Here is a 13,735-nt window from a genome sequence, read left to right as displayed (position 1 = left end):
CCTACAGGTCGTGTCAGCCTGTCAGAAATTTCAGACCAAACACCCCCAACAGACCGCTGTCCCAATCTCAAGCACGGCCTATAATGCCCGCCGGTTTTTTGGGGTAATGGTCATGAGCACAGAAGATCCGCGGTTTGCTGGCGTCGCCCGCCTGTATGGCATCGAAGGTCTGGAGCGCCTGCGCGCAGCCCATGTGGCGGTGGTGGGTATCGGTGGCGTTGGTTCGTGGGCGGCGGAAGCCATGGCCCGCTGCGGTGTGGGCGAGATTTCCCTGTTCGACCTGGACGATGTCTGCGTCAGCAACAGCAATCGCCAGTTGCATGCCCTGACCAGCACCGTCGGTCGGGCGAAGGTCGAGGTCATGGCCGAGCGCTTGCGGGAGATCAACCCAGACTGCGTGGTGCATGCCGTGGCAGATTTCGTGACCCGCGAAACCATGGCCGAATACATCACGCCGGACATCGACTGCGTGCTCGACTGCATCGACAGCGTCAACGCCAAGGCTGCGCTGATCGCCTGGTGCAAACGGCGCAAGATCCAGATCATCACCACCGGCGGCGCGGGCGGGCAGATCGATCCGACATTGATTCAAGTCTGCGATCTGAATCGCACCTTCAACGATCCGCTGGCCTCAAAAGTGCGCTCGACCCTGCGCCGCGATTACGGCTTCTCCCGTACCGTGACCCGTCACTACAGCGTGCCTTGCGTGTTCTCGACCGAGCAGCTGCGCTATCCCAAGCCGGATGGCAGCATCTGCCTGCAGAAAAGCTTTGTCGGTGACGGCGTGAAACTCGACTGTGCCGGTGGTTTCGGGGCGGTGATGATGGTCACGGCGACCTTCGGCATGGTCGCCGCCACCAAGGCGGTGGAGAAGATCGTGGCAGGCGTGCGACGCCCGGCGGAGCGGGCCAAGGCGAAGGCAGCTGTTCAATCCTGAAATGGCTGGACGTGCGCATTACCGGGGAGCGAATTCATTGGCGATGTGATATTCCATCCCATGCATATGTGTGGCGTGTCGGACTGTTCGCGAATGAATTCGCTCCCACAGAGAGTCATCGACGCCCATTCCTCTGGCTTCAACCCGCCAACTGCCGCATCTTCTGCAACACCGCATTCAACCCATTACTGCGCGAAGGCGACAGCTGGCGACTCAAACCCAACTGATTGAACCAGTCGCTCAGATCGACCTGCTGCAACTCGGACGTCGACAGGCCGTTGACCCGCGCCAGCAACAACGCTACCAATCCGCGAATCAGGCGGGCATCACTGGCAGCACGAAACTGCCAGCGCCCATCGACCACATCCCCCAGCAACCAGACCTTGCTCTCGCAACCGTCCACCAGATGTTCATCGGTCTTTTCCTCGTCGGCCAGCGCAGGCAGCCGTTCACCCCATTGCATCAGCAGGCGTGCGCGTTGCTCCCAGCTTAGCGAGGCGTTAAAGGCGTCCAGCGCGGTCTGCGCATCATTCGGCAGGCTCATCGCAATAGCTCCAGTGCCTGATCCAGCGCGTTGAAAAATCGCTCAAGATCTGTGGAATCGTTGTACAGCGCCAACGACACTCGGATCGCTCCCGACAATCCCAGGCTACTGATCAGCGGGATCGCGCAATGATGACCGGCGCGTACGGCGATGCCTTGCTCAGTCAGTAAATGCGCCAGATCAGCGTTGTGCACACCCTCGACGACAAAACTTGCCAGTGCTACCTGCGGCTCGCCCACCATGCGCACGCCTTCACGCAGCATCAGCCCGGCGCACAGCACCTCGTGCAAACGGGCCTCATGCTCGGCAGCGGCAACGTGATTGACGTCGTTCAAATAATCGAGGGTCGCGCCCAGCCCGATCACCCCGGAAACAGGCGGCGTCCCGGCCTCAAAACCCAGCGGTGCCCGGCGAAACGTCGCATCTTGATAACCCGCCTGAAGCACCATTTCGCCGCCGAACTGCCAGTGGCGCAGCTGCGCGAGTGCTTCATGGCGACCGAACAACACGCCGACGCCATCCGGGCCGTACAGCTTATGGCTGGAAAATACATAAAAGTCGCAACCCAGCGCCTGCATGCCATGGCGACCATGCACGATGCCTTGCGCGCCATCGATGACCGTCAGTGCGCCTCTTGCTTTGGCCAGCGCCACCAACTGCGCGACAGGCTGCCATGTGCCCATCACGTTGGACAGCTGACTGACTGCGAGCAACCGCGTACGTGAGGTGATCAAGGAGTCAGCCACTTGCAGATCGATCACGCCCTGAGCTGTCAGCGGCAACACGACCAGTTTCAGATCTCGGCGTTTGGCCAATTGCTGCCAGGGCAACAGATTGGCGTGGTGTTCCAGGGCGCTGATCACGATTTCGTCGCCAGCCTGAAACAAGTGCTCCAACCCGTAGGCGAGCAGATTGAACGCCGACGTAGCGCCGTGGGTGAACACGATTTGCCCGGATGATCCGGTATTCAGCCACTCGGCGGCCTTGCGACGGGTTTCTTCGAATGCCTGAGTCGCCATCGCGCCGGGCAGATGTTGGGCACGATGCACGTTTGCCGCGCCATTGGCGTAGTAATGCGCCATTGCATCGATCAGGGCTTGGGGTTTCTGTGCGGTAGCGGCGCTGTCCAGATAGGTCTGGCCTTGCCGATCAAGGGCATCGAGTGCAGGGAAGTCAGCGCGCCAGGGGGAAGTGAGGGACATGACATTCAGACTCTGTAGTGAGACTGGAGCCTCGGAAGAGGACTCCAGTCCTTTGCATCGCTCTATCAGTTGTGAGCGTGCAGCGCTTCGTTCAACTCGATGGCCGACTTGTGGGATTTGCATTCCACGGCGCCGGTTTGCGAGTTGCGACGGAACAGCAGGTCAGGTTGACCGGCCAGATCACGGGCCTTGAGCACCTTGACCAGTTCGTTGTTCTCATCCAGCAGCGCCACTTTGGTGCCCGCGGTGATGTACAGACCGGCTTCCACGGTGTTGCGGTCGCCCAACGGAATACCGATACCGGCGTTCGCGCCGATCAGGCAGCCTTCGCCGACCTTGATCACGATGTTGCCGCCGCCGGACAGGGTGCCCATGGTCGAACAACCGCCGCCCAGGTCGGAACCCTTGCCGACGAAGACGCCGGCCGAGACACGACCTTCGATCATGCCAGGGCCTTCGGTGCCGCCGTTGAAGTTGACGAAACCTTCGTGCATGACGGTGGTGCCTTCGCCGATGTAAGCGCCCAGGCGCACGCGCGCGGTGTCAGCGATACGCACGCCGGCTGGCACCACGTAATCGGTCATTTTCGGGAACTTGTCCACCGAGAACACTTCCAGCAGGTGACCCTTCAAACGAGCTTCCAGCTGACGCTCGGCCAGTTCGCTCAGATCGATGGCGCCCTGGCTGGTCCAGGCCACGTTCGGCAGTAGCGGGAACACGCCTGCCAGGCTCAGCCCGTGGGGCTTGACCAGACGATGGGATAGCAGATGCAGCTTGAGGTAAGCCTCGGGCGTGGAAGTCAGCGCGGTGTCTTCGGCCAGGATGGTGGCCACCAGCGGCTTGTGGCTTTCGGCCAGACGGGTCAGCAGCGCGGCTTGGGCCGCGTCCACCGGTTTCAGCGCGTCGGCCAGCTTCGAAGCCAGGTCGGTATTGAAAGCGATGGCCTGATTGCCACCGGTGTAGCCCAGGACAGGCGCGACAGCGGCAACGATCTCGGCCGACGGATTGAGCAGTGGCAGGGCGTAGAAGACTTCCAGCCAAGTGCCTTGACGATTTTGGGTGCCGACGCCGAAGGCCAGGCTGAACGGGGAAGTGGACATGCGAATACCTCTTAAATGGCTATCTCGATCACAGGCGGTGTAAAAACTACTGCGGGCTGGAAGCCTTCGGCTTAACGTGCACGATACTGCGTTAAAAACGGGTGAAAAACGCTCATTTAGAACACCTGGAGTCGGACGCGACCCCGGCCGTTTTTCACCCGTTTTTGCCTTGTCTTGCCTTCGCTCACTACGTTTTCACACGGCCTGTTCAGGCGATAGCTGTTGCGTACAGTTCGGGTTTGAAGCCAATCACGGTCTTGCCGCCAAGATCCAGCACGGGGCGTTTGATCATCGACGGCTGGGCGAGCATCAGTTCGATCGCCTTGTCCTGGTCGAGGTCGGCTTTTTGCGCCTCATCCAGTTTGCGGAAGGTTGTGCCAGCGCGATTCAACACTGTCTGCCAGCCGTGCTCGTTGCACCACTGGGTCAGGTGTTCGCGGTCGATGCCCAGCGTCTTGTAGTCGTGGAAATCGTAATTCACCGATTTTTCATCGAGCCAGGTGCGGGCCTTTTTCATGGTGTCGCACGCTTTGATCCCGTACAGGTGCAACTTATTGGTACCACTCACGAGCTTGCCCCCTCTGGGATTACGAAAAAAACGGTGACGGATTATGCCACGGACAAGCCGCTTGGGCGCAGCCTGCCGATGCTTTGTGTCAGTTTGCTGCGACTTTTGCTTGGATCTAGACCTATGTATCGGCGCGGCGCCACGGCTTAAGCCGTTAATATGGCACTTCGACGCTGCGCCCGGGTCCGTTACGGGTGTCAGTTCAAAGTCGCTCGTTTGGAGAAATACACAATGCAGACAGCCTATACCGTCCTTATCCTGTTGACGCTGGTAGGTGTCTCACGATTGCTGGCGCGGGTAATCCCGTTGCCTTTGCCGCTGGTGCAGATCGCCGCGGGTGCGTTACTGGCCTGGCCGACGCTGGGACTGCATGTCGCGCTGGACCCCGAATTATTCCTCTTTCTCTTCTTGCCCCCGCTGTTGTTCTCGGACGGCTGGCGCATGCCCAAGCGTGATTTCTGGCGCTATCGCGGGGCTATTCTGACGCTTGCGGTCGGCTTGGTCGTTTTTACCGTGGTTGGTGCTGGCTATTTCATTCACTGGATCTTGCCCAGTATTCCGCTGCCGGTGGCGTTCGCCCTCGCGGCTGTTCTATCTCCGACAGACGCGGTAGCCGTGTCGGCGATTGCCCAGGATCGCCTGCCCGTGCCGATCATGCGCATGCTGCAGGGCGAAGCCTTGATGAACGATGCCACGGGTCTGGTGACATTCAAATTTGCCTTGGCGGCTGCCATCACCGGCCTGTTTTCGCTGACCGACGCCAGTCTGACCTTCCTCCTGGTCGCTTGCGGTGGCCTGGCGGTTGGCGTTGCACTGAGCTGGCTGGTGGGGCGTCTTCGCAGTTGGATGATCACCCACGGCTGGGACGACCCGGCAACCCACGTAGTGTTCATGTTGTTGCTGCCATTTGCCGCCTATGTACTGGCGGAAAGACTCGAGATGTCGGGCATCCTCTCGGCAGTGGCGGCGGGGATGATGCAGAGCTGGGTCGATCTATTGCCGCGTCAAACCACCACCCGCTTGCTTAATCGCAGTGTCTGGACCCTGTTGGAATTTGCCTTTAATGGTCTGATCTTCTTGCTGCTGGGCTTGCAGTTGCCGGACATCATCAGCGCGGTTACCCACCATGAAGTCGCGCTTTGGCCGACCCTGCTCTGGCGTTGCCTGGATGTGCTGGCGATTTTTGTCGTACTGGCGGTGTTGCGTTACGTTTGGGTGCAAAGCGTCTGGCGTCTGATGATTCAACTGCGACGCTGGCGCGGGCATGGCGACGGCTCGCTGGAACTGTCGACGCGCTCCTCGTTGCTATTGACGGTCGGTGGCGTGCGTGGAGCGGTGACACTTGCGGGTACGTTGTCGGTGCCTATGCTGATTGCCGCGGACGTGGCGTTTCCCGAGCGTGACCTGCTGATCTTCATTGCAGCAGGAGTCATCCTGCTGTCACTGGTGGTTGCGAGCATCTGCCTGCCGTTGTTGCTGCGCGGATTGGTCAGTGAGCCGGACCTGCGCTTCAAGCGTGAGGTGCGCGATGCCTGGAAGCTCACGGCCCAGGCTGCGATTCAAACCCTGGAAAACCAGGAAATCCCCAGCGCCACCAGTTCTCCGGACGCAGCCCAGGCAGTCCTGGCCACCGAAGTGAAATCGCGGATCATGTCCGAGTATCGCCAGCGGCTTGAGATCTTCAACGACACCGCGGAGGCGCAGGCGCTGGCGTTCCAGATGGACCAGCTGGAGAAACGCATGCGCATCAATGCCCTGCGGGCCCAGCGACTGGAGCTGTATAGCCTGCACCGTCACCGCAAGATTGGTGATGATGTGTTGCGGTTGATTTTGGCGGAGCTGGATTTGAGTGAGGCCAATCTTGGGGTTGTCAGGTAAGTCGAAAGGTGTGTTGTTTTTTTAAGGGCACTGGCTTTTGTGTATATCCGTTATCGGGCCCGTGCCGCTCGGCCCACTCCGCTATGCCTGCGTTCGGCCGGCACCCAGGCTGCGGTTTTTTCGACTGAACTATCGCGTGTGAAAAGTAGCGCGGGCTGATGGCATACACCATTCTTCGCAGCACCCAATCCACTGCAGGAGCCGGCTTGCTGGCGAATTCGATGGGTCAGTTACAGATGAGTTGCCTGACACTCAGCATTCGCCAGCAGGCCGGCTCCTACAGGTTTTGCGGCGCGCCGGGAGTTTGCGTACGCGCCGGGCCTGTAGCAGCACGGCTTGCTGGGTGGTGACGTCCTTGAAATATCTGTCGCCGGCAAGGCGGACTGCTACAGGAGTGGCGTATGTGCACGATTTTGCTATGCCACAGGGAGCATGTCGTTCTTTCGAAGTGCGGGTAAAGAATGACGGCCCCGGATGAAAGGGTCCAATCCGCCATACCCAGTCGTAAATCACCGACTCTTGACGAACTCACGAATCCGTTCCGCCGCCTCGACACATTCCGCCAGCGGTGCAACCAGCGCCATACGCACGCGGCCGGCGCCCGGATTGAAGCCATCGACATCCCGCGACAGATAGGAGCCCGGCACCACCGTCACATGCTCGGCTTCAAACAAGTCACGACAGAACTGCGCATCATCCCCCCCAACATTCGGCCACAGGTAAAAACTGCCGTCTGGCCGCTGCACGTCCATCACCGGGGAGAGGATGCTCAATACCGCGTCATATTTCTCCCGGTACAAGTCACGATTGGCGCGCACATGCTCTTCGTCATTCCATGCCGCGATGCTGGCCAGTTGGGTCTGAACCGGCATGGCACAGCCGTGGTAGGTGCGATAGAGCAGGAAACCCTTGAGGATGTCAGCGTCACCGGCGACGAAGCCCGAGCGCAGGCCAGGCAGGTTGGAGCGTTTGGACAGGCTGTGGAAAACCACGCAACGTTTGAAGTCGTTGCGGCCCAGCTCCGCGCAGGCAGTCAGCAAGCCCGGCGGCGGTGTGTCTTCGTCGAAATATAGCTCGCTGTAGCATTCATCTGCAGCGATCACGAAATCGAATTCGTCCGCCAGAGCGATGAGTTTCTTCAGGGTTTCCATCGGGATCAGCGCACCGGTCGGGTTGCCGGGCGAGCATAAAAACAGGATCTGGCAGCGCTTCCAGATGTCCGCCGGCACTGCGTCGAAATCCGGGTTGAAGCCGTGTTCGGCCAGACATGGCAGATAGTGTGGCTTGGCACCGGCCAGGAACGCCGCGCCTTCGTAGATCTGGTAGAACGGGTTCGGGCTGATCACCAGGCCGTCATCGCTGCGATTGACCACAGTCTGGGTGAACGCGAACAGCGCTTCACGGGTGCCGTTGACGGGCAGCACATGTTTGCTTGCATCCAGCCAGCCTTGCGGAACATTGAACCGACGCTCGCACCATTTGGCGATAGCTTCACGTAGCGCAGGAATGCCTGCGGTCGTCGGGTATACGGCCATCTGGTCCAGGTTATCGGCCAGCGCCTTGGCCACGAACTGCGGCGATTTATGCTTGGGTTCGCCGATGGACAAGGCGATTGGGCGTTTGGCCGGGTTGGGTGTAACGCTGCCGAGCAGGGCGCGAAGCTTTTCGAACGGGTAAGGCTGAAGCTGTTGCAGAGCGTCATTCATGGGCGATCGGTCTCAAGGAGCGGGGCGCCTGCCCCTGCGCGGAGTTCAGGCGCCGTTGAATATCTTGCAAAGGTGTCGTTTCAAATGCTGATGCGCAGTTCGCTCGTGGGCTCTGCGTTCACGCTGAGCTGCTGAACGATTGCATCCTGCAGACGGCTGCACAGTTGCGGATCGGATAGCGGTTGATTGTTCTCGTCAGTGAGGAAGAACACGTCTTCCACACGCTCGCCAAGAGTGGCGATCTTGGCGTTCTGCAGCGACAAGTCGAACTCCAGGAAGATCTTGCCGATGCGTGCCAGCAGCCCGGGACGGTCCGGCGCGCTGAGTTCCAGTACGGTCACCGGGCGTTGGGCGTCGTTGGAGATGGTCACCACTGGCGCGAAGGCAAAGTGCTTGAGCTGACGTGGTACCCGGCGCTTGATGATCGTCGGGTAGTCGTCCGGGTTGCGCAAGGCTTCGGTCAGGCCGTCACGAATGGCCTTGATGCGTTCCGGGTTTTCGCCAATCGAGCCACCATCGCTGTCGAGCACGATATAGGTATCGAGGGTGAACTGACTGGTCGAGGTGATGACCCGCGCGTCGTGAATGTTCAGGTTCAGCTGATCCATCGCCGCAACGGTCACGGCGAAGAAGTCATGCTGATCCGGCGCGTAGATGAATATCTGCGTGCCTCCTTCGAACTCCCGCTGCGTGGTTTCCTTGATCAGCACCAGCGGCCCGCCATTGACCGGTTGCTGCAGGATGGCATCGCTGTGCCAGGCCACGTCGCCCGCGGTGTGACGCAGGAAGTAGTCATCGCCCAGTTGTGACCAGAGCTGCTCTACATCGTCCGGGTCGGTGCCGTTGCGCACCAGAATATCCAGCGCGGCGCTCTGGGTGCGGCGGATCTGTTCTTCGCGATCCACCGGGTTTTCCAGGCCGCGTTTGAGCGCGCGCTTGGTTTCCGTGTAGAGCTGGCGCAGCAGGCTGGCGCGCCAGGAGTTCCAGAGGGTCGGGTTGGTGGCGTTAATGTCCGCTATGGTCAGCACATAGAGATAATCCAGATGCACTTCATCGCCGACGAAATGAGCAAAATCGTGGATCACCTGCGGATCGGACAGGTCCTTGCGCTGAGCCGTGGTGGACATCACCAGATGGTTTTGCACCAGCCAGACGATCAGCTGGATGTCCCAGTGGGGCAGGTGATGGCGAATGCCGAACGCTTCGGCGTCTGCCGCGCCAAGCTCGGAGTGGTCGCCACCGCGTCCTTTGCCAATGTCGTGGTACAGGCCGGCCAGATAGATCAGCTCGGGTTTGGGCAGTTTGCCCATGAGCTTGCTGGCCAGCGGGAATTTCTCTGACACCTGAGTGTACTGAAGCTTACGCAGGTGCTTGATCAGGTTCAGGGTGTGGGCGTCGACGGTATAGATGTGGAACAGGTCATGCTGCATCTGCCCGACGATATGTCCGAATTCAGGCAGGTAAAGGCCGAGAATGCCATACCGGTTCATCCGCCTCAGGTTGCGGTGAATGCCGATCTCACACTTGAACAGCTCGATGAATAGGCTGGTGTTGCGGATGTCGTTGCGGAAATCGTCGTTGATCAGATGCCGGTGCTCGCGCAACAAACGAATGGTGTCGGCACGCACACCCTTGATTTCCGGGTGTTGGGCCATCAGCACGAAGATCTCCAGCATCGCGAACGGCGTGCGCTTGAAGACATTCGGATTGGTCGCCTCGATATAACCATCATGCAGCTGGAAGCGCGAATTGATCGATTCGGTGACGGTGTGCTCGTCGTCTGAAAGAATCACTTCCTCGAAGTGCTGGATGATCAGATCGCTCAACTGAGCAATGCTCATGACCACGCGGTAGTAGTCCTGCATGAAGCGCTCGATGGCCAGTTTCGCATCGCTGTCCTGATACCCCAGAAGCCGGGCGATGCTGGTCTGGTAGTCGAACAGCAAGCGGTCTTCGGAACGACCGGCGAGCATGTGCAGGGCATAGCGTACCTTCCACAGAAATTCCTGGGACGAGGCAAGCAACGCGTTTTCGCTTTCCAGCAGGAAACCCTGATCGGCCAGCGCATGCAGGTTCAACGTGCCGTATTGACGACGGGCGACCCAGAGGATGGTCTGAATGTCGCGCAAGCCACCGGGGGAACCTTTGACGTTCGGCTCCAGATTGTATTCGGTGTCGAAATACTTGTGATGACGGGCCTTTTGCTCGGCGCGTTTGGCCAGGAAGAAGTCCTTGCTCGGCCACATTTCATTGGGGCTGGTGACTTCCAGCATGCGCTGGCGCAGATGCTCGGGACCGGCGATGGTGCGGCTTTCCATGAGGTTGGTGATCACCGTCAGGTCGGCCCGTGCTTCCGTCGCGCATTCTTCGACGGAGCGCACGCTCTGGCCTACCTCAAGGCCGATGTCCCACAGAAGGGTCAGAAAGCGCTCGATGGAATCACGGAAAACTTCGTGATCGGCGCTGTCCAGCAGAATCAGCAGGTCGATGTCGGAATAGGGGTGCAATTCGCCGCGACCATAGCCGCCAACGGCGAGCAGGGCGATATCGGCGTCCTCGCTCCAGTCGAACTGCTCCCAGGCCTGCTGCAGGATATTGTCGACGAACCAGGCACGGTCCTCGATCAGCCGACGAATCTCCCGGCCCGACTTGAAGCGCTCATCCAGCACCTCACGGGCATGACGGATAGCCTTCTTGAAGGCGGCGATGGGGCTCGCCTTCAATGCCAGCTCGGCCTGAAACTGGCCACGATCGAACAAATCTGGGTCCACCTGCGGCATGGAACTGCTTTCCTTCTATTTATATCGGCCAGCTAGGCATCAAGGCTGGATAATCACGCCGATGTGCGGGCGATGGTGTCGTCGCTGCGCAGGGTGAAGATCTCGTAGCCGGTGGCGGTGACCAGAATGGTGTGCTCCCATTGCGCCGAGAGTTTGCGGTCCTTGGTGATGGCCGTCCAGCCGTCGCCCAGCAGGCGCGTGTCGGCCTTGCCCTGGTTGATCATCGGCTCGATGGTGAAGGTCATTCCTTCCTTGAGCTCCATGCCGGTGCCCGCCTTGCCGTAGTGCAGTACTTGCGGCTCTTCGTGGAACACCTTACCGATGCCGTGACCACAGTATTCCTTGACCACCGAAAACCCGTTTTTCTCGGCGTGCTTCTGGATCACCTCGCCGATATCGCCCAGATGCGCGCCCGGCTTGACCAGTTCGATGCCTTTATACATGCATTCCTGGGTGATCTTCGACAGACGTTCGGCCCATTCTGGCACCTTGCCCACGTGGAACATCCTGCTGGTATCGCCGTGGTAACCGTCTTTGATCACGGTGATGTCGATGTTCAACACGTCGCCTTCCTTGAGCGGCTTCTCGTTCGGGATGCCGTGGCAGACAACGTGATTGATGGAGGTGCAGATGGATTTGGGGAAGCCCTTGTAGTTCAGTGGGGCGGGGATCGCCTTTTGCTCATTGACGATGTAGTCGTGGCAGATGCGGTCCAGCTCGTCGGTGGTGACGCCAGGCTTGACGTACGGCCCGATCATTTCCAGGACGTCCGCGGCCAGACGACCGGCGATACGCATCTTTTCGATGTCTTCAGGGGTTTTGATGGTAACAGTCATACAAGGCTCTCTCGGCGCGGCAGGGCCGCAGCTAAAACACGGAAAAACGCGATTCTACCAGACCGCCGCCGGGCGGGTTATCATCGCTTCCTTATATAGAAGCCGACCGGACGCGTAGTACGGCGTCCCGGGCGGGGCAAAAGCATCGAGAAAACAGGATCTTGATTCCAGTTCCGTTATCCAGACTTTTGTGATATAAAATGCGCCGCTTTACGGGGTACGCCCCGAAAGCTCAAACCCACACACGTGTCGACACGATGACCTGGGTGCCCTCGGCTCATGCCGCTGGTTGGTCATTGGGATACGTGGAGGCCTAACCCGACTTATCAAGGAACTATCATGTCCCAAGTCAACATGCGCGATATGCTGAAGGCCGGTGTGCACTTCGGTCACCAAACCCGTTACTGGAATCCGAAAATGGGTAAGTACATTTTCGGCGCACGTAACAAGATTCACATCATCAACCTTGAAAAAACCCTGCCTATGTTCAACGAAGCTCTGACTTTCGTTGAGCGCCTGGCTCAGGGCAAAAACAAGATTCTGTTCGTCGGCACCAAGCGTTCCGCTGGCAAGATCGTTGCTGAAGAAGCAGCACGTTGCGGTTCGCCGTACGTCGATCACCGCTGGTTGGGTGGCATGCTGACCAACTTCAAAACCATCCGTGCCTCCATCAAGCGTCTGCGCGAGCTTGAAGTTCAGGCCGAAGACGGTACTTTCGCCAAGCTGACCAAGAAAGAGGCGCTGATGCGCACTCGCGATCTGGAAAAGCTGGATCGTAGCCTGGGTGGTATCAAGGACATGGGCGGTCTGCCAGACGCATTGTTCGTTATCGACGTCGATCACGAGCGCATCGCGATCACCGAAGCCAACAAACTGGGTATCCCGGTCATCGGCGTAGTCGATACCAACAGCAGCCCGGAAGGCGTTGACTACATCATCCCAGGTAACGATGACGCCATCCGCGCCATCCAGCTGTACATGGGTTCGATGGCTGACGCTGTTATCCGTGGTCGCAACAACGTTGCTGGCGGCACCGACGTTTACGTTGAAGAAGCTCCAGCGGCAACTGTTGAAGGCTGAGTAGCAAACGCCTAGCGTTTACTCAGTACGCAAAAAGGGGGCTTGGCCCCCTTTTTGCCACCTCGAAAACCATCTGACGTTGCCATCGATCTTAATGTCATGCGCGGCTGTCACCATGGATTTTCAAGAATTTGAACGCCCGCCCGGCGGGTGGAATGGTTGAAGACCTATCCAAGAGGATTTTGAAATGGCAGAGATTACTGCAGCGTTGGTCAAAGAACTGCGCGAGCGTACTGGCGAAGGCATGATGGACTGCAAAAAGGCCCTGACCAAGGCTGGCGGCGACATCGAAAAAGCCATCGACGATATGCGTGCATCCGGCGCAATCAAGGCAGCCAAGAAAGCAGGCAACGTTGCTGCTGAAGGCGCTATCGCAATCAAGGACAACGGCAAGCGCGCTGTCCTGATCGAAGTCAACTCGCAGACCGACTTCCTGGCTCTGCAGGACGACTTCAAGAACTTCGTCGCTGCCAGCGTCGCAAAAGCATTCGATCAACAGGACCTTACCGTTGAACAATTGATCGAAGCTCAGGAAGCCGAGCGTACCGCTCTGGTTGCCAAAGTAGGCGAAAACGTCAACATCCGTCGCCTGGCGCGCGTTGAAGGCGACGTGCTGGGTTCGTACCTGCACGGCAACAAGATCGGCGTTGTTGTGGCTCTGAAAGGTGGCGACGCTGAACTGGCCAAAGATATCGCCATGCACGTTGCAGCCAGCAACCCTGAGTTCCTGCTGCCTTCGGACGTTTCCCCTGAAGCGATCGAGCGCGAGAAGAACGTCTTCCTGCAATTGAACGAAGACAAGATCAAGGGCAAGCCTGCCGAGATCGCCGAGAAGATGGTTCAGGGTCGCATCACCAAGTTCCTGGCTGAAGCCAGCCTGGTTGAGCAAGCGTTCGTCAAGAACCCGGAAATCAAGGTCGGTGATCTGGCCAAGAAAGCCGGCGCTGAAATCGTTTCGTTCACCTACTTCAAAGTAGGCGAAGGCATCGAGAAGCCAGTCGACAACTTCGCTGAAGAAGTCGCTGCTCAAGTAGCTGCCAGCAAGCAATAAGACGGTTCTCCAACTGTCGACCAAAGAGGCTGCCCGCTCACGCGCGCAGCCTC

Annotated in this window: 11 protein-coding genes; 4 read left to right on the top strand and 7 right to left on the bottom strand. The window is 58.9% G+C overall.

From position 1 onward, the window contains the following. Nucleotides 1-112: 112 nt before the first annotated feature. Nucleotides 113-937 carry a tRNA cyclic N6-threonylcarbamoyladenosine(37) synthase TcdA gene (gene tcdA / locus ACRER8_RS13135; protein ID WP_431746684.1) on the top strand — a complete coding sequence of 275 codons (825 nt, stop codon included), beginning with the start codon at nt 113-115 and terminating at the stop codon, nt 935-937. 139 nt (nt 938-1,076) lie between these two features. Here the strand turns inward: tcdA and ACRER8_RS13130 are convergent, their stop codons facing one another. The 4 genes from ACRER8_RS13130 to ACRER8_RS13115 form a co-directional block, all read right to left on the bottom strand. Further along, the gene (locus ACRER8_RS13130; RefSeq protein ID WP_431746683.1) at nt 1,077-1,481 is read right to left on the bottom strand and encodes a SufE family protein; all 405 of its coding nucleotides are present in this window, start codon (nt 1,479-1,481) and stop codon (nt 1,077-1,079) included. Then, on the bottom strand, nt 1,478-2,683 hold the full coding sequence (locus ACRER8_RS13125) for an aminotransferase class V-fold PLP-dependent enzyme (protein WP_431746682.1): 1,206 nt from the start codon (nt 2,681-2,683) through the stop codon (nt 1,478-1,480). The genes ACRER8_RS13130 and ACRER8_RS13125 overlap by 4 nt, the downstream gene beginning before the upstream one ends. Before the next feature lie 65 nt (nt 2,684-2,748). Then, nucleotides 2,749-3,783: a 2,3,4,5-tetrahydropyridine-2,6-dicarboxylate N-succinyltransferase gene (gene dapD / locus ACRER8_RS13120; RefSeq protein WP_431746681.1), complete on the bottom strand. Its 1,035-nt coding sequence runs from the start codon at nt 3,781-3,783 to the stop codon at nt 2,749-2,751. 208 nt (nt 3,784-3,991) lie between these two features. After that, the gene (locus ACRER8_RS13115) at nt 3,992-4,300 is read right to left on the bottom strand and encodes an arsenate reductase (RefSeq protein WP_431746686.1); all 309 of its coding nucleotides are present in this window, start codon (nt 4,298-4,300) and stop codon (nt 3,992-3,994) included. A 282-nt stretch (nt 4,301-4,582) separates the two neighbouring features. Between ACRER8_RS13115 and ACRER8_RS13110 the strand changes: the two genes are divergently transcribed. After that, nucleotides 4,583-6,229, top strand: coding sequence for a Na+/H+ antiporter (locus ACRER8_RS13110; protein ID WP_431746680.1), 1,647 nt, complete (start codon nt 4,583-4,585; stop codon nt 6,227-6,229). Between the two features lie 509 nt (nt 6,230-6,738). Here the strand turns inward: ACRER8_RS13110 and dapC are convergent. The 3 genes from dapC to map form a co-directional block, all read right to left on the bottom strand. Beyond that, nucleotides 6,739-7,935, bottom strand: a complete 1,197-nt coding sequence (gene dapC, locus ACRER8_RS13105; protein ID WP_431746679.1) for a succinyldiaminopimelate transaminase — start codon at nt 7,933-7,935, stop codon at nt 6,739-6,741. A gap of 80 nt (nt 7,936-8,015) precedes the next feature. Further along, on the bottom strand, nt 8,016-10,715 hold the full coding sequence (locus tag ACRER8_RS13100; protein WP_431746678.1) for a [protein-PII] uridylyltransferase: 2,700 nt from the start codon (nt 10,713-10,715) through the stop codon (nt 8,016-8,018). A 53-nt stretch (nt 10,716-10,768) separates the two neighbouring features. Beyond that, on the bottom strand, nt 10,769-11,551 hold the full coding sequence (map, locus tag ACRER8_RS13095) for a type I methionyl aminopeptidase (RefSeq protein WP_431746677.1): 783 nt from the start codon (nt 11,549-11,551) through the stop codon (nt 10,769-10,771). A gap of 339 nt (nt 11,552-11,890) precedes the next feature. Between map and rpsB the strand changes: the two genes are divergently transcribed. Together rpsB and tsf are read left to right on the top strand one after the other, a co-directional pair. After that, a complete protein-coding gene (rpsB, locus tag ACRER8_RS13090) occupies nt 11,891-12,631 on the top strand; it encodes a 30S ribosomal protein S2 (RefSeq protein WP_074752735.1) in 741 nt (246 codons plus the stop codon). 187 nt (nt 12,632-12,818) lie between these two features. Then, on the top strand, nt 12,819-13,682 hold the full coding sequence (gene tsf / locus ACRER8_RS13085; RefSeq protein WP_431746676.1) for a translation elongation factor Ts: 864 nt from the start codon (nt 12,819-12,821) through the stop codon (nt 13,680-13,682). The last annotated feature ends 53 nt before the right edge of the window (nt 13,683-13,735 follow it).

It is taken from the genome of Pseudomonas sp. (genome assembly GCF_050739935.1).
In the GTDB taxonomy this organism is placed as follows: domain Bacteria; phylum Pseudomonadota; class Gammaproteobacteria; order Pseudomonadales; family Pseudomonadaceae; genus Aquipseudomonas.
This window is presented reverse-complemented; position numbering and strand designations above follow the sequence as displayed.